Source organism: Amycolatopsis alkalitolerans, assembly GCF_006152065.1.
GTDB lineage: Bacteria > Actinomycetota > Actinomycetes > Mycobacteriales > Pseudonocardiaceae > Amycolatopsis_E > Amycolatopsis_E alkalitolerans.
The window spans coordinates 51,324-72,463 of sequence record NZ_VDFW01000027.1 but is presented as its reverse complement, the minus strand read 5'-3'; the positions used below and the strand labels follow the sequence as shown (position 1 = coordinate 72,463).

At 70.2% G+C, this 21,140-nt stretch carries 18 protein-coding genes; 8 read left to right on the top strand and 10 right to left on the bottom strand.

Features of this window, described 5'->3' with window-relative positions:
• Positions 1-129: 129 nt before the first annotated feature.
• From FG385_RS25650 to FG385_RS25640, 3 genes are read left to right on the top strand one after another with little or no spacing between them, the layout of a single operon-like run.
• Positions 130-1,233 (top strand): Re/Si-specific NAD(P)(+) transhydrogenase subunit alpha, encoded by a 1,104-nt coding sequence (locus tag FG385_RS25650; RefSeq protein WP_139099352.1) that lies wholly within the window; start codon positions 130-132, stop codon positions 1,231-1,233.
• On the top strand, positions 1,233-1,529 hold the full coding sequence (locus tag FG385_RS25645) for an NAD(P) transhydrogenase subunit alpha (protein WP_200834646.1): 297 nt from the start codon (positions 1,233-1,235) through the stop codon (positions 1,527-1,529). The genes FG385_RS25650 and FG385_RS25645 overlap by 1 nt, the downstream gene beginning before the upstream one ends.
• A complete protein-coding gene (locus tag FG385_RS25640; RefSeq protein WP_139099351.1) occupies positions 1,526-2,908 on the top strand; it encodes an NAD(P)(+) transhydrogenase (Re/Si-specific) subunit beta in 1,383 nt (460 codons plus the stop codon). The genes FG385_RS25645 and FG385_RS25640 overlap by 4 nt, the downstream gene beginning before the upstream one ends.
• 6 nt (positions 2,909-2,914) lie before the next feature.
• On the opposite strand, the gene FG385_RS25635 is transcribed toward FG385_RS25640, so the two are convergent.
• A complete protein-coding gene (locus FG385_RS25635) occupies positions 2,915-3,532 on the bottom strand; it encodes an Lsr2 dimerization domain-containing protein (RefSeq protein WP_139099350.1) in 618 nt (205 codons plus the stop codon).
• Between the two features lie 82 nt (positions 3,533-3,614).
• Between FG385_RS25635 and FG385_RS25630 the strand changes: the two genes are divergently transcribed.
• Positions 3,615-5,009, top strand: a complete 1,395-nt coding sequence (locus tag FG385_RS25630) for a dihydrolipoyl dehydrogenase family protein (protein ID WP_139099349.1) — start codon at positions 3,615-3,617, stop codon at positions 5,007-5,009.
• Here FG385_RS25630 and FG385_RS25625 read toward each other — a convergent pair.
• A complete protein-coding gene (locus FG385_RS25625; RefSeq protein WP_139099348.1) occupies positions 5,004-6,347 on the bottom strand; it encodes a hypothetical protein in 1,344 nt (447 codons plus the stop codon). The genes FG385_RS25630 and FG385_RS25625 overlap by 6 nt on opposite strands.
• 185 nt (positions 6,348-6,532) lie before the next feature.
• Here FG385_RS25625 and FG385_RS25620 point away from each other — a divergent pair, with 185 nt between their 5' ends.
• The 3 genes from FG385_RS25620 (at position 6,533) to FG385_RS25610 (ending at position 9,375) form a co-directional block, all read left to right on the top strand.
• Positions 6,533-8,005 carry a S8 family peptidase gene (locus tag FG385_RS25620; RefSeq protein WP_139099347.1) on the top strand — a complete coding sequence of 491 codons (1,473 nt, stop codon included), beginning with the start codon at positions 6,533-6,535 and terminating at the stop codon, positions 8,003-8,005.
• A gap of 205 nt (positions 8,006-8,210) precedes the next feature.
• Entirely contained in the window at positions 8,211-8,714 is a 504-nt protein-coding gene (locus tag FG385_RS25615) for a DUF3145 domain-containing protein (RefSeq protein WP_139099346.1), read from the top strand.
• A 64-nt stretch (positions 8,715-8,778) separates the two neighbouring features.
• Positions 8,779-9,375, top strand: a complete 597-nt coding sequence (locus tag FG385_RS25610; RefSeq protein WP_235022790.1) for a hypothetical protein — start codon at positions 8,779-8,781, stop codon at positions 9,373-9,375.
• Between the two features lie 48 nt (positions 9,376-9,423).
• Here FG385_RS25610 and FG385_RS25605 read toward each other — a convergent pair whose 3' ends face one another.
• The 5 genes from FG385_RS25605 to FG385_RS25585 all read right to left on the bottom strand — a co-directional run bounded on the left by FG385_RS25605 (position 9,424) and on the right by FG385_RS25585 (position 14,248).
• Positions 9,424-10,671 (bottom strand): beta-ketoacyl-[acyl-carrier-protein] synthase family protein, encoded by a 1,248-nt coding sequence (locus FG385_RS25605; RefSeq protein ID WP_139099345.1) that lies wholly within the window; start codon positions 10,669-10,671, stop codon positions 9,424-9,426.
• Between the two features lie 35 nt (positions 10,672-10,706).
• Positions 10,707-10,952: an acyl carrier protein gene (locus FG385_RS25600; RefSeq protein WP_139099344.1), complete on the bottom strand. Its 246-nt coding sequence runs from the start codon at positions 10,950-10,952 to the stop codon at positions 10,707-10,709.
• A 71-nt stretch (positions 10,953-11,023) separates the two neighbouring features.
• Complete coding sequence (locus tag FG385_RS25595; protein ID WP_139099343.1) at positions 11,024-11,998, bottom strand: beta-ketoacyl-ACP synthase III; 975 nt, start codon at positions 11,996-11,998, stop codon at positions 11,024-11,026.
• On the bottom strand, positions 11,995-12,900 hold the full coding sequence (locus FG385_RS25590; RefSeq protein WP_200834645.1) for an ACP S-malonyltransferase: 906 nt from the start codon (positions 12,898-12,900) through the stop codon (positions 11,995-11,997). Before FG385_RS25590 ends, FG385_RS25595 begins: the two co-directional genes overlap by 4 nt.
• 157 nt (positions 12,901-13,057) lie before the next feature.
• Positions 13,058-14,248, bottom strand: a complete 1,191-nt coding sequence (locus FG385_RS25585) for a PucR family transcriptional regulator (protein WP_139099341.1) — start codon at positions 14,246-14,248, stop codon at positions 13,058-13,060.
• A 355-nt stretch (positions 14,249-14,603) separates the two neighbouring features.
• Here FG385_RS25585 and FG385_RS25580 point away from each other — a divergent pair, with 355 nt between their 5' ends.
• On the top strand, positions 14,604-15,230 hold the full coding sequence (locus tag FG385_RS25580; protein WP_139099340.1) for a nicotinamide mononucleotide transporter family protein: 627 nt from the start codon (positions 14,604-14,606) through the stop codon (positions 15,228-15,230).
• A 19-nt stretch (positions 15,231-15,249) separates the two neighbouring features.
• Here the strand turns inward: FG385_RS25580 and FG385_RS25575 are convergent, their stop codons facing one another.
• From FG385_RS25575 to aceE, 3 genes are all read right to left on the bottom strand, one after another.
• Positions 15,250-16,863: an L-lactate permease gene (locus tag FG385_RS25575; RefSeq protein ID WP_139099339.1), complete on the bottom strand. Its 1,614-nt coding sequence runs from the start codon at positions 16,861-16,863 to the stop codon at positions 15,250-15,252.
• Between the two features lie 140 nt (positions 16,864-17,003).
• Positions 17,004-18,215 (bottom strand): alpha-hydroxy acid oxidase, encoded by a 1,212-nt coding sequence (locus tag FG385_RS25570; protein ID WP_139099338.1) that lies wholly within the window; start codon positions 18,213-18,215, stop codon positions 17,004-17,006.
• Positions 18,212-21,022: a pyruvate dehydrogenase (acetyl-transferring), homodimeric type gene (gene aceE, locus FG385_RS25565; RefSeq protein ID WP_139099337.1), complete on the bottom strand. Its 2,811-nt coding sequence runs from the start codon at positions 21,020-21,022 to the stop codon at positions 18,212-18,214. Before aceE ends, FG385_RS25570 begins: the two co-directional genes overlap by 4 nt.
• Positions 21,023-21,140: the final 118 nt, after the last annotated feature.

Below are 21,140 nucleotides of genomic sequence, written 5' to 3'. Positions count from 1 at the left end.
TTCAGGACGGTGAGTTCGACATTCGCGTCCTGCCCACGGGGGAACAAGGGCCTTGACGGAAGTGACCACCGGCCCGTTTGCTGGTAGCGCTGACCTGATCGCCTGACCTCGACGAGGAGGTGATGCGTCGTGGTCGAGCCCGAACCACTGTCCGTCGGCGTCGTCCGCGAATCGTTACCGGGCGAGCGCCGGGTGGCGCTGGTGCCGAAGCTGGTCAGCCGGCTGATCCGGCGGAAGCTGCGAGTGCTGGTCGAGTCCGGCGCCGGTGAGGGCGCGGCCCTCGCGGACGAGGTGTTCGAGGAGTCGGGCGCGGAGATCGGCCACGCGTGGCAGGCCGACGTGGTGCTCAAGGTCGCACCGCCGACCCAGGCCGAAGTGACGCGCCTCAAACCCGGCGCGGTCCTGATCGGCTTCCTGAAACCGCTGTCCGATGTGGACGGTATCGCGGCGCTCGACCGAGCCGGGGTCACGGCCTTCGCGATGGAGTCCATCCCCCGGATCACCCGCGCGCAGGCCATGGACGCGCTCTCGTCGCAGAGCAGCGTCGCCGGATACCGGTCCGTGCTGCTCGCCGCGGAACGGCTGCCCCGGTTCTTCCCCATGCTCACCACGGCCGCCGGCACCGTGCCGCCCGCGAAGGTCCTCGTCCTCGGCGTCGGCGTCGCGGGACTGCAGGCGTTGGCGACGTCGAAACGCCTCGGCGCGCGCACCACCGGGTACGACGTGCGGCCGGAAGTCGCCGAGCAGGTCCGGTCGGTCGGCGCGAACTGGCTCGACCTCGGGATCGAAGCCGCCGGTGAAGGCGGTTACGCGCGCGAGCTCACCGACGACGAGCGTGCCGAGCAGCAGCGCAGGCTCACCGAAGCGACGACCGGGTTCGACGTCGTCATCACCACCGCGCTCGTGCCGGGCCGCCGGGCGCCCACGCTCGTGACCGCCGAAGCCGTGCGGGGGATGCCGGCGGGCGGCGTGGTCGTGGACCTGGCCGGCGAGTCCGGCGGCAACTGCGAACTGACCGAGCCGGGCAAGGAGATCGTCGCGCACGACGTCACGATCTGCTCGCCGCTGAACCTGGCCGCGGAGATGCCCGCGCACGCCAGCGAACTATACGCACGCAACCTGACCGAACTGGTCGAGCTGCTGGTCGACGACGACGGCAAACTCGCCATCGACTTCTCCGACGAGATCGTCGCCGGTGCCTGTGTGGCCGGGCGAGAGAGGGGAGCCCCCTGATGCTGCTGGAAAGCCTGGCGGTGCTCGTGCTCGCCGGATTCGTGGGTTTCGCCGTCATTTCCAAGGTCCCCAACACCCTGCACACCCCGCTGATGTCGGGCACCAACGCCATTCACGGCATCGTGCTGCTCGGCGGGCTAATCGTGCTCGGTCTCGGTGCCGAAGGGGTGCTGAACAAGATCCTGCTCGTCATCGCGATCGCATTCGGCACCATCAACATCGTCGGCGGGTTCCTCGTCACCGACCGGATGCTGGCGATGTTCAAGGGGAAGAAGAAGCGGGAGGACGCCGGATGACCAGCCTCATCGGTGCCCTCTACATCATCGCGTTCGCCCTGTTCATCTACGGTCTGATGGGCCTGACCGGTCCGCGCACGGCGGTGCGCGGCAACTGGATCGCGGCCGCGGGCATGGTCATCGCCGTCGTCGCCACGCTGCTCACGCCCGGGATGAGCAACTGGGTGCTGATCGCGCTCGGCATCGTGCTCGGCGCGCTCGTCGGCGTGCCGGCCGCGCGCCGGGTCAAGATGACCGCGATGCCGCAGATGGTCGCGCTGTTCAACGGGGTCGGCGGCGGCGCGGTCGCGCTCATCGCGTGGGTCGAGTTCCGCACCAGCGGTAGTTACCTGGACGAGCCGGTCTACGTTGCGATCGCTTCGCTGTTCGCCGCGCTCATCGGTTCGATCTCGTTCTGGGGTTCGCTCATCGCGTTCGGGAAGTTGCAGGAGATCCTGCCCGGGCGGCCGATCACCCTGCGGCAGCTGCAGCAACCCGCGAACATCCTGCTCCTGCTCGCCGCGGTCGGCTGCGCGGTCGCGGTGGTCGCCGGCTCCACCGCCGGGATCCTGATGATCGTGCTGCTGCTCGCGGCTGCGGTGCTGGGCGTGATGGTGGTGCTGCCGATCGGCGGTGCCGACATGCCGGTCGTCATCTCCCTGCTCAACGCATGCACCGGGCTGTCCGCCGCCGCGATGGGCATCGCGCTCGAGAACACCGCGCTCATCGTGGCGGGCATGATCGTCGGCGCCTCCGGTTCGATCCTGACGAACCTGATGGCGAAGGCGATGAACCGCTCGATCCCGGCGATCGTCGGGGGCGGGTTCGGCGGGACGACCGCGGTCACCGCCGGAGTCAAGGAAGCCCGCCCGGTGCGCAGCACCACCGCCGCCGACGCGGCGATCCAGCTGGCCTACGCCAGCAAGGTCGTCGTGGTGCCCGGATACGGGATGGCGGTCGCCCAGGCCCAGCACGCCGTGCGGGAAATGGCGCAGCTGCTGGAGGCGAAAGGGATTTCGGTGTCCTATGCGATTCACCCGGTGGCCGGCCGGATGCCGGGGCATATGAACGTCCTGCTGGCGGAGGCGGATGTGCCCTATGACCAGCTGAAGGAAATGGACGAGATCAATTCGGAGTTCCCGCAGACGGACGTGGCACTCGTGATCGGCGCGAACGACGTGACGAACCCCGCCGCCCGCACCGACCCGAATTCCCCGATCTACGGAATGCCGATTCTGGACGTGAGCGCGAGCCGGTCGGTCATCGTGCTCAAACGCTCGATGAGTTCCGGGTTCGCGGGAATCGACAACGACCTCTTCTACGAACCACGCACGGCCATGCTCTTCGGCGACGCCAAGAAATCGGTCGGTGAGATCGTCGAAGAACTCAAGAACCTCTGAAGCGGGCTACTCGTCTGGGCTGGAGAAGACCACCGGCGGGGCCTTGCGGGTGGCCCGGCGCGGAGCCTTTTCGGTGCTCGCCTTCTTCGCGGCTGGCTTTTTCGCGGTCGCCTTCGAGGCGGTGGTCTTCGCGGCGGCACTGGTCTTCGAAGAAGAGGTGGCGCGCGCCGGTTTCCGGGTGCTCGATTTCGCGGCCGTGGTCTTGGCGGGCGCCGCCTTCTTCGCCGTCGTTTTCTTCGCTGCGGGCTTCGCGGCGGGCTTCGTGGCCTTGCTCGCGGTGGATTTCGCGGGAGCGGCTTTCTTCGCGGTCGCCGCGGTTTTGGTGGTGGCCCGCTTCCGGGACGCCGGAGCCTTCGCCGGTTCCGCGGTTTTCGCCGCGGCACGGGAAGCGGCGGGCTTCCGCCGGCCACGGGTGGGCGGCGCGAGGCGGCGCGGCCGGCGCTTGCGGCCGCCGGTGCGCCGGCCGTTCTCCACGTACGGCGCCAGGATCTCCCGCAGGCCTTCCGCGTTTTCGTCGGAGAGATCGATGTCGTAATCGACACCGTCAAGGCCGAACCGGACCTGCTCCTGGGCCGGCTCGCCGTTCAGGTCGTCCAGTAACTGCACCGCGGTGTTCTTGGCCACCGAAACCTCCCGTACTCGAATGCTGCGGTGAGAATACCTCTCCCCGCTTGCGTGCCGCGCTTGCCTGGTGTGCGCTGAGCCCATGATGGAAGAGACTTTCGACGTGGTGGTGATCGGCGCCGGTCCCGTGGGGGAGAACGCGGCCGACCGGGCCGTGCGCGGCGGGCTCAAGACGGCGCTCGTGGACCACGAACGATTCGGCGGCGAGTGTTCCTACTGGGCCTGCATCCCGAGCAAAGCCTTGTTGCGCCCGGGAAACGCGCTCGCGGCCGCGCGGCGGCTGCCCGGCGTTCCGGTCGGCGACGCGCTCGACGCGGCCGCGGTGTTCGAACGCCGGGACTCCTTCACCGCCAAGGGCGACGATTCGGGTCAGGTTGACTGGGCGCGCGGCGCGGGTATCGACGTCCGTCGCGGGCACGCCCGGATCACCGGTGAGCGAGAGGTCACAGTGGACGATGAGGTCGTGTTGCGCGCGACGCACGCCGTCGTCGTGTGCGCCGGGAGCGTGCCGAGGACCCCGGACATCCCGGGTCTCGGCGAGATCCCGGTATGGGGCTCGCGGGAGGCGACCTCGGCGAGCGAGGTGCCGCGGCGGCTCGCGATTCTCGGCGGCGGGGTCGTCGGCGTCGAGATGGCGCAGGTATGGGCCCGGTTCGGCACGCGGGTGGAGCTGATCATCACCGGCGCGCGCCCCTTGCCGAAGTATCCGGACTTCGCGGGCGACCTCGTGGCCGAAGGGCTGGTCGCCGACGGCGTGCGAGTGCACACGAATTCCGGTCTGGTCCGGGCCTCCCAAGTGGACGGTTCGGCCGTGCTGGAGCTGCCGGGCGGCGGCACGCTGACCGTGGACAAGCTGCTCGTCGCGACGGGGCGGCGCCCGGCGACCGATGGGCTCGGCCTGGAGTCGATCGGGCTCGCGCCCGGCTCGCCGCTGACCGTGGACGACAGCGGGCAGGTATCCGATGTGGACGGTGGCTGGCTGTATGCGGCCGGTGACGTGACGGGGCGGGCGCTGCTGACCCACCAGGGCAAGTACGCCGCGCGCGTGGTGGGTGACGTGGTCGCGGCGAGGGCCGCCGGCGAGCAGGTCGGCGCGGCGCCGTGGAGCCGGTATGCGAGCACGGCGGACCATTACGCGGTCCCGCAGGTCGTGTTCACCGATCCGGAGGTGGCTTCGGTGGGGCTGGCCGAACCGCAGGACGGCAAGCCGCACCGGGCGGTGGACATCGACATCGCGGTGGCGGGTTCGTCGCTGCACGCGGACGGTTACCGGGGGAAGGCCCGGATGGTGGTCGACACCGAACGCGAGGTGCTCGCCGGTGTCACCTTCGTCGGCCAGGACGTCGCCGACCTCCTGCACTCCGCGACGATCGCTGTCGTGGGCGAGGTGCCGCTGAGCCGCTTGTGGCATGCCGTTCCGGCGTTCCCGACGATCAGCGAGGTGTGGCTGCGCCTGCTGGAGACCTACGGGCTATAGCGAGATCTTGGCCGTCGAGCCCGCGCGGGCGGCCTGGAGCAGGGCCGGGTCGTCCGCCGTGGAGGCCTGGTCGAACCAGGCCGCCAGCGCGAGCCGCACCTCGGTCCCGCGCACCGAACTGACATAGGCCGCCGTGCCGTCGAAATGCGGAGTGCTCGGCCACTTGCCCGTTTCCCCGGCGAGATCGGAGATGCTCCCGCCGCCCGGGGTGTCCGCGTCCTTCTTGAACGCGGACGCGGCGGCGGAGTCTCGGAACGTGATGACCGCGACCGACACCGCCACCGGCCTGCCGTCGACGGTGGCTTCGAAACTCGCGCGCCGCATCGTCAGGCACGGCGTCTTCTGCAGGCTCGCCTGCAGATCGCCGACCGCGTGCGCGGCGCACTGGTTGTCGCTCGCCCCGGCCCGCTGGATGAACGCGATGCCGTCGACGAGCTGGGTCGGCGGCGGGGGCGCGCTTTCCGGCGCCCCGCCACCCGTCGTCGCGAGCACGATCGCCGTCGTCAGCAACACCGCGAGCAGGCCGATCGCGGCGAGCGGCAGCCACCGCACGGTTCGCGGTTTCGTGGCGGCCGGCGCGCGCACCGGCACCGCCGCGGTGATGCGGGGGACCGGCGTGGTGACCTCGATGGGCGCCAGTGGCGGCGGCGTCCGGGGCGACGGCTCCGGCGGCTGCGGCGGGGCCATCTTCTCGGTCGTTTCGGGTTCGAGCCGTTCGGCGATCTCGGAGGGCTTCTGGCTGAAGCCCTCCGCCGCGAGTTCGTCGCCGGACAGCGGTGGGGCTTCCGGCGCAAGCGTTTTCAGCAGGGCGTGCGCCTCCTCGACCGAGCATGGCTCGGGCGCGGTGGACAGTGACACGGCCGCCGCGAGCATGTGGGTCGCCGTCGGATGCAGGACCCGCACCGAGCCGGCGACGTCGGCGGGCGGCTGATCGACCTGGTCGACGAACGGGCCCACCGCGATGATCGTGCCGATGGGCAGTGCGGCGGGCACCTTCGGGCGCAGCTGCTTGCCGATCACCTCGGCGAGCGCGAGTTTCGGCGCCGCCGGGTTGACCTCCTTGTTCGGCGCCGGCAGGGCCCACCCGTCCGCCTTCCACGGGCCGTCGAGGGGGGCTTCGAGCCGCATCGTCGGGTCCGGCAGATCGACGCCGAGCACGATCAGCACCCCGCGTGGCAGGACGACCACCGCGTCGACGCTGCGGACGGACGGGATCGGCCGCGCCCCGACGAGCGCGACGCCGCCGACCACGGTCGCGCCCCGGCCGAGTGAGGCCAGTGCCGCGCGGATGTCATCGGCGACGCGAGACGGCTGGTGCCCGAGGCGGACTAGCCGCACCTGAACCTCCCCTGACCGTGCCTGCTGGGTGCATACGCTAGCGCGCGGTTACCGCTGGTTGGACCAGCAGTGTGAAATTCCCTTGCGTACCTCCGCCAGACGTCATTATCGGTGACCATCGTCACTCTTCCGTGTGTAACTCGTTAGTAGGTTTCGCCTGCTGCCGTTCAACCGAGGAGTTGCCGATGCGCCTGCGCACCACACGGTGGAAACGATCGTCAGTGATCGCCGCCGTGCTCGTCCTGCCGATGATCGCCCTAGCCCCGGCCGCCGACGCGGCCGGACCGCTCGCCCCGGTATCCCGGACCCTGGGCACCTTGCTGGGCAAGGTCTCCACGTCCACCCAGCTGACCACGATGGTGCACGCGAAGAATGTCGCCGTCGCCGAGCGCGCCGTCAAGCAGGCCGGGCTCACCGAGATCACCAAGTTCGCCAAGATCGGCGTGGTCGCCGCCAAGGGCTCGGCCGCGCAGGTGCGCTCGGCCCGCCGGATGGCGGGGGTCACCTACGTGGAGAACAACGACCCGCTCGTCACTCATGCCGACAGCGGCACGACGGCGACCCGGAGCGCCGAGGCGCGTACGACGCTCACCGGCGCCAACGGCAAGGCCCTCGACGGCAGCGGCGTGTCGATCGCGATCATCGACACCGGGATCGATCCGACGCATCCGGCGTTCCAGTCGAACGGCCAGACCCGCGTCGTGCGCAGCATGAAGAGCCTGTGCTCCAACGGCACGGATACCTCATGCATCGTCAACGTGCCGACGTCGGTCGACACGGACACCACGTCGCTGGGCGGGCACGGCACGCACGTCGCCGGGATCGCCGCGGGCAACGCGTACACGCTGCCGAACGGCTCGAAGGTCGGCGGCTCCGCGCCGGGTTCCAAGATCGTCGCGATTTCCACCGGGCTCGCCATCCTCGTGCTCGGTACGGACGCGGCGCTCAACTGGGTGCTGGAGAACCACAACGCGCCGTGCGGCGCGGGTGTGCCGGCGTCGGTCTGCCCGCCGATCAAGGTGATCAACAACTCCTACGGTCCCAGCGGTGGCGGCAGCTTCGACCCGAACTCGGCGACGGTCCAGTTGCAGCGCGCGCTCGCCAAGGAGGGCGTGGTCACGGTGTGGGCCAACGGGAACGACGGCGGCGACGGCTCGAAGGATCTGTCCAACCCGCCCGGCCAGGACCCGACGCCCGGCATCATCTCGGTGGCGTCCTACAACGACCAGGGCACCGGCACCCGCGACGGGACGGTGTCGGACTTCTCCTCGCGTGGCCTGGCGAGCGACTCGTCGACCTGGCCCGACGTGTCCGCGCCCGGCGAGAACATCCTGTCCTCGTGCCGGCCGTACCTGGCCATCTGCGCGCAGGGGCTGCAGCCGGAGAACGGCCCCGGCCCGCTGGACATCGGGACGTACAACGTGATCAGCGGGACCTCGATGGCGACTCCGCAGATCACCGGGATCGTCGCGCAGCTGTTCCAGGCCGATCCGGGCGCGACCCCCGGCCAGATCGAGAACGCGATCAAGTCGACCGCGTACAAGTACTCGAACGGGGCACCGTACAAGAGCGTCGGACCCTACACTTCCAGCTACGACAAGGGAACCGGGCTCGTCGACACCGTCGCCGCCGCCCGCTCCCTCGGCGCGGCCGGATAGTCCTTGCCGTGAAGGACCCCCTCATGCCCTTTCCGGCTGTGAGGGGGCCCCTCACGGCAGTGGGATTCCTGTGATGGGTGAGGTTCCTGTGGCCAAACAGGTGATCGCAGTGCACAATGTGGTCAGCCACGCCATGAGGTGCAGGCCGCCGAGGCTCGCGAGGTCGTAGGGGAAGACGCCCCTCGTCGAGTAGCGGAGGTCAGCAGTGAGCACCCGTGGAAACACCCGTGGTGTGGTGTACGTCCACTCGTCGCCGTCTGCGGTGTGCCCGCACGTCGAGTGGGCGATTTCGGGCACCCTCGGGACCCGAGTGGATCTGCAGTGGACGGCGCAGCCCGCCGCCCCTGGGCAGCTCCGCGCGGAATGCACCTGGAGCGCGCCCGCCGGCACGGCAGGGAAGCTGGCCGCCGGGCTGAAGGCGTGGCCGATGCTGCGCTTCGAGGTCACGGAGGATCCCAGTCCCGGCGTCGACGGCGAGCGGTACTGTTTCGCGCCCGGGCTCGGCCTGTGGCACGGGCGGACCAGCGCCAACGGCGACATCGTGGTCGGGGAGGATCAGCTGCGCGCGCTGGTGAGCCAGGCGCGGGCGGGCGAGGCGTTCGCGCACCGCGTGGACGAGTTGCTGGCCGCCAACTGGGACGAAGCCCTCGAGCCCTTCCGCTACGCCGGCGACGGCGCCCCCGTCACCTGGCTCCACCGCGTCGGCTGACGGTTGGGACGGCGAGTTCGACGGTTGCGGAGCGTGAGTTAACCGGGGGCAGTAGGCTGCCGATGTGTCAGCTGTGCCGGTCTCGCCGAGCCCTCACCGCTGGCTGCTGCCCGTCGTCGTCGTGGTCGTTTCCCTCATGGTCGGTGGCGGGCTGCTGGCCAGGGAGGTCTACCGCACACCGGACGTCCAGCAGGACGCGATCCTCGCCCTGCCCAGCTCCACCGCCCGCCCGCCGGGGCAGCAGCCCGGCCCCGGCACCGTGGAGCTGACTCCCGACGCCGCCGCGCACCCCCTGCACGAGGACGTCCGGCGGCTGCTGCAGCGTTACTTCGACTCGATCAACAACCGCGACTACGACGCGTGGCGGACCACCGTCACGAAAGCCCGGATCCAGGCGAAGTCGCGGCCGGCCTGGCTGCACGACTACCGGTCCACGAAGGACGGCAGCCCGCTGGTCTACCGGATCGACGCGGCGTCCGATGAGGACCTGCGCGTGCTGCTGGGTTTCACCAGCGTCCAGGACCCCCTCGACGCACCCGACGCGCTGCCGGGTTCCTCGTGCGTGCACTGGAAGCTGACGCTGCCGGTCACGCTGGAGTCGGGCAACTGGCGGATCGACAACGTCGCCGGCTACACCACCCCCGAGGCCACCAAATGCTGACGGCGGCGGACGGCCCCCGAAGGAGCCGGCCGCCGCACAGCACGGACCTCACGCCGCCGTGAACAGCAGTGCGGTGTTGTGGCCGCCGAAGCCGAACGAGTTGCTGATGGCCGCGGTGTAGTCACCCTTGCGCGGCTCGCCGGACACCACGTCGAGCTCGACCTTCGGGTCGAGGTTCTCCAGGTTCAGCGTCGCCGGCACGATGCCGTGATAGATCGACAGCAGCGTCGCGATGCCCTCGACCGCACCCGCCCCGCCGACGAGGTGGCCGAGCGCGCCCTTCGGAGCCGTCACCACCGCGTGCGAGCCGATCGCCTTGCGGATCGCCTTGGCCTCACCGACGTCGCCGACCACCGTCGCGGTCGCGTGCGCGTTGACGTGCTGGATGTCCGCGCTGGTCAGCCCGGCCATCCGGATCGCGTTGGTCATCGCCGCGATCTGGCCGATGCCCTCCGGGTGGTTGCCGGTGATGTGGTGCGCGTCGGAGGTGATCCCGTACCCGGCGAGCCGGCCGTAGATCTTCGCGCCCCGCGCCTTCGCCCGGTCCGCGCGCTCGAGGATCACCACGCCCGAACCCTCGCCGAGCACGAACCCGTCCCGGGCGGTGTCGAACGGGCGCGACGCGTGCGCCGGGTCGTCGTTGTTCGTGGACACCGTCCGCGCCTGCGCGAACCCCGCGACGGTGATCGGGTGGATGCAGGCCTCCGTACCGCCCGCGATCACCACGTCGGCCCGGCCGTTCTGGATCATCTGGAAGCCGTTCGCGATGCCCTCCGCGCCGGAGGCACACGCCGACGCGGGCGAGTGCACTCCGGCGCGGGCCTTCAGGTCGATGCCGACGTGCGCGGCGGGACCGTTGGGCATGAGCATCGGCACGGTCAGCGGCGACACCTTGCGGATGCCGTACTCCTCCAGCAGATCGTCCTGTGCGAGCAGGGTGAGCGGGCCGCCGATGCCCGTGCCGATGGACACGCCGAGCCGCTCGGGCTCGACATCGCTGTGCTCGTCCGTCGGTGCACCGAACCCGGCGTCCGCCCATGCCTGCCGCGCCGCGATGAGAGCGATCTGCTCGCACCGGTCCAGCCTGCGCGCCTGCACGCGCGGAAGCGTCTCTGTCGGTTCCTCGGCGAGAGTTGCACCGATCTTCACCGGCAGATCGAACTTCTCGACCCAGTCGGCCTCGATACGGCGGATACCGCTCCGGCCGGCGAGCAGGCCGTCCCAGGTGGACGCGACGTCCCCGCCGAGCGGCGTGGTCGCACCCAGCCCGGTGATCACGACGTCGATGTTGCTCATGTGGAGTCTCCCGAGGAATCGTGTTCAGAGAATGCTTACTTCGAGTTCGCCGCGACGTAGTCCACGGCGTCACCGACGGTCTTGAGGTTGGCGAGCTCGTCGTCGGGGATCTTCACCCCGAACTTGTCCTCGGCCTGCACGGCGATCTCGACCATCGAAAGCGAGTCGATGTCCAGGTCGTCCACGAACGACTTCTCCGAGCTCACGTCGTCCTGCGCCACACCGGCGACCTCTTCGACGATTTCCGCGAGGCCGGCGAGGATCTCTTCTTTGTCCGCCACTGCTGGTTTCCCTTTCCTGGTTTTCGGGGTCTTTCACCCCGGCGAGCGGGTGCCCGCCGGGGTAAGTGGTATCACGGGCAGATGATGACCTGTCCGGCATAGGACAGTCCCGCACCGAATCCCACCATGAGCACGACATCGCCGCGCTTGACGGTGCCCGCCTTGCGCATGTGGTCCAGCGCCAGCGGGATCGACGCCGAGGACGTGTTGCCCGAGTACCTGATGTCGTCGGCGACCACCATGTCCTCGCGGGCGCCCTGGGCGCGCAGCTTCTTCGCGATCGCCTCGACGATGCGCAGGTTGGCCTGGTGCGGGATCAGCACGTCCACTTCGGACGGCGCGACCCCGGCCAGCTCCAGCGCCTGGAGTGCGATCGGCGCGATCCGCGTGGTCGCCCACCGGAAGACCGCCTGGCCCTCCTGGAAGAGGTACCGGTGGTCCCGCATGTAGATCGTCTCCACCAGGTCGCCCGCGCTGCCCCAGGCCACCGGCCCGATGGCCGGCTCGCCGGACGGGCCGACCACCGCGGCACCCGCGCCGTCGGCGAAGATGATCGCGGTCGAGCGGTCCTGCGGATCCACCACGTCGGTGAGCTTCTCGGCGCCGATCACCAGCACCTTGCCCGCGGAACCGGAGCGGATCAGGTCCGAGGCGATACCGAGGCCGTAGCAGAACCCGGCGCACGCGGCGTTGACGTCGAAGGCACCGGGCGCCTTGATCCCGATCCGGTCGGCCACCTGCGCGGCGGCGTTCGGGATCGGCGAGGGCATCGTGCAGTTCGGCACGATCACGGTGTCTATTTCGGACGGCTGGAGGGCGGCGTCGGCGAGGGCGTTGGTGCCCGCCTTGACGGCCATGTCGACCAGCAGCTCGTCCTTCTCGGCGAACCGGCGCTCGATGATGCCGACGCGGTCGCGGATCCACTGGTCGTTGGTGTCCATGACCTCGGACAGGTCGTCGTTGGTGACGATCCGCTCGGGCTGGTAGCTGCCGATCCCCAGGACACGGCTCGCGGCGGGGCCCTGCTTCAGGCGCAATGTCGTCACAGGACCTCCTCGGCGCCCGGCAGGTCCGCCGGGGTCTTCAACGCGACAGTGGTGGTGACCGTACCCTTGAGCTGGCGCTTGACCAGCCCGGTGAGCGTGCCCGCCGGCGGCAGTTCGACGGTCGAGGTCACGCCGAGGCCCACGAGGCCGTCCATCGTCAGATCCCAGCGCACGGGCCGGGTGACCTGCTTGACCAGGCGTTCGAGGTACTCGGCTCCGCTGGTGACGACCGCGCCGTCGGCGTTGGACAGCAGCGGGCGGGCGGGGTCGGCCGGGGTGATCGACGCGGCGTGCTGGCGCAGCGCGTCTTCGGCCGGGGCCATGTACTCGGTGTGGAAGGCGCCCGCGACCTTCAGCGCGCGCACCTTCGTGCCTTCCAGGGGTTCGGCGACGATGCGCTCGATCGCGGCGGCGGCGCCCGAGGCGACGATCTGGCCGGCGCCGTTGCGGTTCGCGGCGGTCAGCCCGTTGCCCGCGAGCCAGGCGACGACCTGCTCGGGCTCGCCGAGCATGACGGCGGCCATGCTGGTCGGCTCGGCCGCGCACGCCTTGGCCATCTCGGCGCCGCGGACCGCGGCGAGCGCGACGGCGTCCTCGGCCGAGAGCACCCCGGCGATGGCGGCGGCGGCCAGTTCACCGACCGAGTGCCCGGCGACCGGCGCGCCGGGCGGGACGTCTTTCAGCTCCTCGAAGGCCAGCAGCGACAGCGCGACGATGAGCGGCTGCGCGATGGCGGTGTCCTGGATCGTGTCGGCGTCCGCCTCGGTGCCCAGGTGCACCAGGTCGAGACCGGCGCGCTCGGACCAGCTTCGCAGCTTCTCGCGGGTGCCGTCGCGTTCGAGCCAGGGGGACAACATGCCAGGGGCCTGAGACCCCTGTCCGGGGGCGAGGAGAGCTGTCACGGTTCACAGGGAACACGGTCCGTGGCCATGGTCGGGATGCCGCCGCTCACCAAGTCCGCGCGGCGAATTTGTGGGAACCCTCCAAGCATCCCGGCCGCACGAGCATCCGGAACGGGATTGTCTTGTATGGTTCGGGCAGTGCGGGACGTGAGTTCGGTCACCAGATGCCGCGCGCGCGGGCCAGTCGGCCGACCGTCAGGGCCACGCGCAGGACCAGCGCGTCCCGTGGATCGGCCGGGTTGCGGCCGGTCAGTTCGGTGGCCCGGCGAAGGCGGTAACGCACCGTGTTGGGGTGCACGAAGAGGGCTTTCGCGCAGGTCTCGAGCACTCCGCCCGCTTCGAGGTAGGCCTCGACCGTCTTGAGCATCGTGCTCCCGGCGTTCTCGAGCGGCTGCGCGATCTCCGCGATGAGCAGGCGTTCGGCTTCGGCGTCGCCGAGCAGGGCGCGTTCGGGCAGCAGTTCGGCGGAGCGGACCGGGCGCGGCGCGCCGGGCCAGCCGACGACGGCACGCAGTCCGGAGAGCGCTTCGGCCGCGCTGCGGTAGGCATCACCGAGGTTTGCCACGGTCGGTCCGGCGACCACGGGCCCGTCCCCGAAGGCGACCGCAAGCTTGCCGACGTCCCGTTCGGGCCCGCCCGCGACGACGACCAGCCGGGAACCCTGCACGCTCAGCAGGACCTGGCGCCCCAGCCGCGCGGCCAGCCGCCGGACCTCGAACACCACGGTCGGCGGGTCGTCGGAGGAGGGGCGCCCGGCGAGCACGGTGGCCGCCGCGGCGGGATCCCAGCCGAGGGCGGAGGCGCGGGAGAGGACCGACTCCTCGGCGTCGCCACGGACGATCCCGTCGACGACGAGCGCTTCGAGGCGGGCGTCCCACGCGCCGCGCGCTTCGGCCGCGGCGGCGTAGGAGTTCGCCGTGGCGAAGGCGATCTCGCGGCCGTAGCGGAGGATGCCCTCGATGAGCGCCGCCCGTTCCGCGTCGGTGGCGGCGAAGGCGGGGAGTTCCTCCTCGAAGACCTCGATGGCCATGCGGACCAGGCCGACGGCCTGGCGGAGGCTGATCCAGCGGGACAGTTCCTGGGGGGCGCTGCGGAACGCTTCGCTGGTGAGCTTGAGGGCTTCCTGGGAATCGCGGAGCCAGTCGACGAACCCGGCGGCGCCGGTCTGGGTGATCATGAGGACGCTGGCGCGCTGGTCGGCGGGGAGGCGTTTGAACCAGGGCAGCCGTTGTTCCATGGCGGCCACACTCGCCGACGCGAGCCGTCCCGATGCCCTGTCGAGCCTCCGCAACGTCTTCGCGGACAACCCATGGTGCTTCGGCGCCGGCCGCCCACTGATCTGTGTCATGACACCCGCGATCGTACGTGTAAAACCCAACGAAACCGGCGTTGGTCATCGCCGACGGAACCACGCCGGGACGGAAGGAACTCGCACCGCGGGGGTTTGGGGGGCTCGGCCCCCCAAGAATCATCGGGATCCGCGCCCAAGATGGGAGCGCACGGCGCGAACATGTAGGAGGCCGCCCGGCGGATCCCGCCGAGCGGCCTCATCTCCCCGGTCCCCACCGGTAGGTCCACTATGGACCTTGTGGATCTTCGTCCGCCACCCCACTCACCCGAAAGTGCGGGGCAGATCAGCGCATCGAGATCGATTACTACGCAGGGTGGGGAATCATGATGGCCGGGTTCGGGTTGAGGTTCGTGTGAGTTTCTTGCTGGAACACGGTGTGACCGTTTTCGGGCAGTGGATCTCGATCGCGGAGCTGGCGGGGCAGATCTGCGCGCTCGCGGTGGTGTTCCTCGCCGAGCGCCGCACGCTGTGGACGTGGCCGGTGCAGGTCGGTGCGACGGTGTTGCTGTTCGCGGTCTACACCTCCGCGCATCTGGGCGGTCTCGCGGCGCGGCAGGTCGCGATCCTGGTGATCTCGCTGTACGGCTGGTGGGCGTGGACGCGCCGGAAGGATCCGGTCTACGGCGTGGTCGTGCGGACCGGGCGGCTCGCCGAACGGCTGGCGCTGGCCGGGGTGTTCGCGGCCGGCACGGTCGTGATGGCGCTGGTGCTCCAGGCACTGCACGCGTCGTGGGCGCCGTGGCCGGATGCCGCGATCTTCGTCGGGACGCTCGTCGCGTTCGGGACGCAGGGGCTGGGGCTGGTGGAGTTCTGGCTCGTCTGGCTGGCCGTGGACGCGATCGGCGTGCCGCTCCAGATCGCCTCGGGGCTGTACTTCTCCGCGGCGATCTACGTGGTCTTCGCGGCGCTGGTGATCCACGGCTGGTGGAGCTGGAGCCGTTCGGCCCGGCGGACGCGGGTCAGTCAACCCGTTCGGTGAGGCGGATCTGGCGAATCGGTCAGGGCAGCATCCAAGCCAGGACGGTGCTCTGGCCGACCACGATCAGGCACATCACCGCCAGCATGCCCAGGCTCCACGGCAGCACCTTGCGCAACAGCGTGCCTTCCTCGCCGGGCAGCATCGCCGCGGCGCAGGCGATGCTGAGGTTCTGTGGCGAGATCATCTTGCCGAGCACGCCGCCGGAACTGTTGGCCGAAGCGAGCAGTTCGGCCGACAGCCCGGCCTGGTGGGCGGCGGTGACCTGCAAGGCGCCGAACAACGCGTTGGCCGAGGTGTCCGAGCCCGAGACGGCGACGCCGAACCAGCCCAGCACGGGGGACAGGAACGCCAGGCCGGCGCCGGCGCCGGCGATGAAGTAGCCGATCGTCGTGGTCTGGCCCGACAGGTTCATCACATAGGCCAGCGCGAGGACACCCATGACGGTCAGGATCGCGAAGCGCAGTTCGTTGATCGTGGCGCCCCATTCCCGCACGGAGTCGCGTGCGGACACGCGGAGCGCGATCATCGTGAGGACACCGGCGACGAGCACGAGGGTGCCGCCGGTGTTGAGGAAGGGCAGCGAGAACGTGTTGCCGGAAACGGGTTTCCCGCTGGACGCGGCCACGTGCAGGCCCGGCCAGTGGAACTTCCAGGTGGCCGAGTCCAGCAGCTTCTTGACCGGCGGCACCTGGCCGAGCGAGAAGATCACGATGATGAGCAGGTAGGGCAGGTACGCGCGGGTGATCTCGCCGCGGTCCTCAGGCCGGTCGAGGGTTTCGGTCGCGACGCCGGTGAGGACGGAGGCGCGCACCTCCTCGCGGGCCGGTTTGCGGGTCATCGGCAGTGCGACCAGTGCCGCGGCGCCCGCGAGCGCGGCGCCGATGTCGGCCAGTTGCGGGGAGACGAAGTTCGAAGCACCGAACTGGACGGCACCGAACGCGAGCCCGCACACGAGCGCGGGCTGCCACGCTTCCCGCAGCCCGCGCCGGCCGTCGACGATGATCACGAGCAGCAGCGGCACGAACACCGCCAGGAGCGGGGTCTGCCTGCCGACGATCGAGGACACGGTGTCCAGCGGGATGCCGGAGACCTGCGCGAGGGTCACCACCGGCGTGCCCATCGCGCCGAACGCGACGGGCGCGGTGTTGGCGACCAGGGAGAGCACGGCGGCGCGGACCGGGGTGAACCCGAGCGCGACGAGCATGACCGAGCTGATCGCGACCGGCGCGCCGAAGCCGGCGAGTGCCTCCATCAGCGCGCCGAAGCAGAACGCGATGAGGAGGCCCTGGATGCGGGGGTCGTCGGAAACCCGGCCGAACGAGCGCCGCAGCACGTCGAAATGGCCCGTGCGGACGGTGATCCGGTAGATCCACAAGGCGTTGACGACGATCCACATGATCGGGAAGAGCCCGAACGCGGCGCCCTGGAACGCGCTGGAGATCGACTGCCCGATGGGCATCCGGTAGACCGCGATCGCGACCACGAGGGCGACCAGGAGACCGAGGAGCGCCGCGTGGTGAGCCCTCATCCGGACGCCGCCGAGCAGGACGAGCACCGTCGCGAGGGGAAGGACCGCGACAAGCGCCGACAGGCCGAGTGACCCGGCGAGCGGGGCGACCTCTTGCACGAACATGCCGACCTCAATTCCACCATGCGGAATCCGTTTTCCGCAGTGCGTGGCAGATCATCAAGAGGCCGTACCGGGGACGTCAAGCGTGGCGTTCCACTGATTGATACCGCGGGGGATTGCTGCTCTGAATGGCGCAGCGTCGTTCAGCGCAAGGTGGCGTGGGTGGGCCGCAGTGCGCCGATCGTGCGCACGCCCAGCAGCTGCATGGTCCGCACGATCTCCGTGCGCAGGATGTCCACGCATCGCTGCACGCCACGTTCGCCGCCGGCCATCAGGCCGTAGAGGTAGGCCCGCGCGACGAGGCAGGTCGTCGCGCCCTGAGCCAGCGCCGCGACGATGTCACCGCCCGACAGGATGCCCGTGTCGAGCCAGACCTCGGCGTCCCCGTTCAGCGCGTCCAGCGTGGGGGCCAGCAGCTCCAGCGGCGTCGGGGCGCGGTCGAGCTGGCGGCCGCCGTGGTTGGACAGCACCACCGCGTCCGCACCGTGCTTCACCACGTCGCGCGCGTCGTCGGCGTTCTGGATCCCTTTCACCACAAGCTTTCCCGGCCAGCTTTCGCGCACCCAGTCCAGATCGTCGAAGCTCAGCTCCGGGTCGAACAAGGTGTTGATCAGCTCGGCGACCGTCCCGCTCCACGACTCGAGCGAGGCGAACCGCAGCGGTTCGGTGGTGAGCAGGTTGAACCACCACGCCGGATGCGTTGCGCCGTCGAGGAAAGTGCGCAAGGTGAGCGTCGGCGGGATGGTCAGGCCGTTGCGCACGTCACGCATCCGCGCCCCGCCCACCGGCGTGTCCACGGTCAGCAGCAGCGTGTCGTAACCCGCTTCGTGCGCCCGCCGCATCAGGTCCTTGCCCGCGCCGTGGTCGCGCCAGACGTAGAGCTGGAACCATTTCCGCGCGTCGGGCGCGGTCGCGGCGACGTCCTCGATCGACGTCGTGCCCATCGTCGACAGCGCCATGGGGATGCCTTCGCGTTGCGCCACATGGGCGACCGCGCGCTCGCCCTCATGGTGCATCATCCGGGTGAACCCGGTGGGCGCGAACGCGAACGGCAGCGCCGAGCGCTGCCCGAGCACCGTCACGCTCGTGTCCACGTCCGCGACCCCGCGCAGCACGTTGGGATGGAACTCGACCCGGCGGAACGCCTGGCGCGCGCGGCGCAGGCTGTCTTCGAGTTCCGCGGCGCCGTCGGTGTAGTCGAACACCGCGCGCGGCGTGCGCAGCCGGGCGATCGTGCGCAGGTCGGCGATCGTGTGCGCGTTGCCGAGCCTGCGTTCGGCCGGGTTCAGCACGACCGGCTTCGGCCGCAGGATCTCGCGTAGCTGCGAGACCCGCGGCACCTGCCTCTTCGTCATGCGTTGCCCGAATCGGACAGCTGTGGCCCGGCGGCGGACACGTCGTCGATCCGGTACCTGCGCGTCGCGTCGGTGACCTTCGACTGGTCGAGCTTGCCCTGGCGGGCGAGCCCGGTCAGCGTCGCGACCACGATCGACTCGGCGTCCACCAGGAAGTGGCGCCGCGCCGCCGGCCTGGTGTCGGAGAAACCGAACCCGTCGGTGCCGAGCGTGATCATGTCGGCCGGCACCCACGGGCGGATCAGGTCCGGTACCGCGCGCATCCAGTCCGACACCGCCACGATCGGCCCCGGCGCGCCCTCGAGGGCCTGCGTCACGTACGGCACGCGCGGCTCGGCCTCCGGGTGCAGCAGGTTCTCCCGGTCGATCTCGACGGCCTCCCGGCGCAGCTCCGACCACGACGTGGCCGACCACACCGCGGCCCGCACGCCCCACTCTTCGGCGAGCAGCCGCTGCGCCTTGAGCGCGTCCGGCATCGTCACGCCGGAGACCAGGATCTGCGCCTGGAGACCGTCCCCGGCGGGCGCTTCGGCGTAGCGGTACAGGCCGCGCAGCAGCCCGTCCACGTCGAGGTTCTCCGGCTCGGCCGGCTGCTGGTAGGGCTCGTTGTAGATCGTCAGGTAGTAGAAGACGTTCTCGCCGTTTCCGTCCGGGCCCGTTTCGCCGTACATCCGGTGCAGGCCCGCCTTGACGATATGCGCGATCTCGAACGACCACGCCGGGTCGTAGGAGACCACCGCCGGGTTCCCGTGCGCCAGCAGCAGCGAATGCCCGTCCGCGTGCTGCAGCCCCTCACCGGTCAGCGTGGTGCGCCCGGCCGTCGCGCCGAGCACGAACCCGCGCGCCATCTGGTCCGCGGCCGCGTACAGGCCGTCGCCGGTGCGCTGGAACCCGAACATCGAGTAGAAGATGTAGATCGGGATCATCGGCTCGCCGTGCGTCGCGTAGGACGTGCCGACCGCGGTGAACGAGGCCGTCGAACCGGCCTCGTTGATGCCCTCGTGCAGCAGCTGGCCGTGCTCGGATTCCTTGTACGCCAGCATCAGGTTGGCGTCCACCGAGGTGTAGGTCTGGCCGTGCGGGTTGTAGATCTTTGCCGTGGGGAACATCGAGTCGAGGCCGAACGTGCGCGCCTCGTCCGGGATGATCGGCACGAGCCGCGAGCCGATCTCCTTGTCCTTGGCCAGTTCCCGGACCAGCCGGACGAACGCCATCGTGGTGGCGACCTCCTGCTTGCCCGAGCCCTTGCGGACGGCCTCGTACACCTTGTCGCCCGGCAGCACGAGCGCCTTCGCCCGGTTCGCCCGCCGCTCCGGCAGGAACCCGCCGAGCGCGCGCCGGCGGCCGATCATGTACTCGATCTCCGGCGAGTTCTTGCCGGGGTGGTAGTACGGCGGGAGCTTCGGGTCGCGCTCCAGGTCCTCGTCGCTGATCGGGATGCGTTGCGAGTCGCGGAAGAGCTTCAGGTCGTCGAGGGTGAGCTTCTTCATCTGGTGCGTGGCGTTGCGGCCCTCGAACGCCGGGCCGAGGCCGTAGCCCTTGATGGTGTGCGCCAGGATCACCGTCGGCTGGCCGTGGTGCTCCATCGCCGCCTTGTACGCCGCGTACACCTTGCGGTAGTCGTGGCCGCCGCGCTTGAGGTTCCAGATCTCGGCGTCGGTCAGGTCCTTGACCAGGTCCTTCGTGCGCGGGTCGCGGCCGAAGAAGTGCTCGCGGACATACGCGCCGTCGTTGGCCTTGTAGGTCTGGTAGTCGCCGTCGGGGGTGACGTTCATCAGGTTGACCAGGGCGCCGTCGCGGTCGGCGGACAGCAGCTTGTCCCACTCGCGGCCCCAGATCACCTTGATCACGTTCCAGCCCGCGCCCCGGAAGTAGGCCTCGAGCTCCTGGATGATCTTCCCGTTGCCGCGGACCGGGCCGTCGAGGCGCTGGAGGTTGCAGTTGACGACGAAGGTCAGGTTGTCCAGGCCCTCCCCGGCGGCCACGTGGATCAGGCCGCGCGACTCCGCCTCGTCCATCTCGCCGTCGCCGAGGAACGCCCATACGTGCTGGTCGTCGGTGTCGCGGAGACCGCGGTCACGCAGGTAGCGGTTGAACCGGGCCTGGTAGATGGCGTTCATCGGGCCGAGGCCCATGGACACCGTCGGGTACTCCCAGAACTCCCGCATCAGCCGCGGGTGCGGGTACGACGGCAGGCCGCCGCCCTCGCCCGCGTGCGAGTACTCCTGGCGGAACCCGTCGAGTTGCCGCTCGGACAGGCGGCCCTCGAGGAAGGCGCGGGCATACATGCCGGGGGAGGCGTGGCCCTGGAAGAAGACCTGGTCACCGCCGCCGGAGTGGTCCTTGCCGCGGAAGAAGTGGTTGAAGCCGACCTCGTAGAGAGCGGCCGACGACGCGTAGGTGGAGATGTGACCGCCGACGCCGACCCCCGGCCGCTGGGCCCGGTGCACCATGATCGCCGCGTTCCACCGGATGTACGCGCGGTAGCGGCGCTCGATCTCCTCGTCGCCGGGGAACCAGGGCTCGTTCTCGGTGGGGATCGTGTTCACGTAGTCCGTCGCGCTCAGCGGCGGCACGCCGACGTTGCGCTCACGGGCACGTTCCAGGATCCGCAACATCAGGTAGCGGGCGCGCTGCTGCCCGCCACGGGCGAGTGCCTCGTCGAAGGAATCCAGCCATTCGGCTGTCTCCTCCGGGTCGATGTCGGGCAGGTGGGCGGCCAATCCGTCGCGGATGACGCGTACGCGCGCCGGCGCCTGCGGGGTGCGGGCGCCACCGGGCGCGGCCTGGTCGTTTCGCGGGGCCAAGGGATCTCCTAGCCAGTCGTCACTTCGCATGTCAGGGCGCGGCCGCCGCCGGCCGTCCCTGCTGCCATCGTCGTCTCTTTCCGGGCCTCCGTCATCGCTACTCGGCGGTAACGTTTGC

Coding starts and splice junctions, on each gene's coding strand:
- FG385_RS25645 (WP_200834646.1), top strand. CDS start 1,233: ATGCTGCTGGAAAGCCTGGCGGTGCTCGTGCTCGCCGGATTCGTGGGT.
- FG385_RS25640 (WP_139099351.1), top strand. CDS start 1,526: ATGACCAGCCTCATCGGTGCCCTCTACATCATCGCGTTCGCCCTGTTC.
- FG385_RS25630 (WP_139099349.1), top strand. CDS start 3,615: ATGATGGAAGAGACTTTCGACGTGGTGGTGATCGGCGCCGGTCCCGTG.
- FG385_RS25620 (WP_139099347.1), top strand. CDS start 6,533: ATGCGCCTGCGCACCACACGGTGGAAACGATCGTCAGTGATCGCCGCC.
- FG385_RS25605 (WP_139099345.1), bottom strand. CDS start 10,671: ATGAGCAACATCGACGTCGTGATCACCGGGCTGGGTGCGACCACGCCG.
- FG385_RS25585 (WP_139099341.1), bottom strand. CDS start 14,248: ATGACACAGATCAGTGGGCGGCCGGCGCCGAAGCACCATGGGTTGTCC.
- FG385_RS25575 (WP_139099339.1), bottom strand. CDS start 16,863: ATGTTCGTGCAAGAGGTCGCCCCGCTCGCCGGGTCACTCGGCCTGTCG.
- FG385_RS25570 (WP_139099338.1), bottom strand. CDS start 18,215: ATGACGAAGAGGCAGGTGCCGCGGGTCTCGCAGCTACGCGAGATCCTG.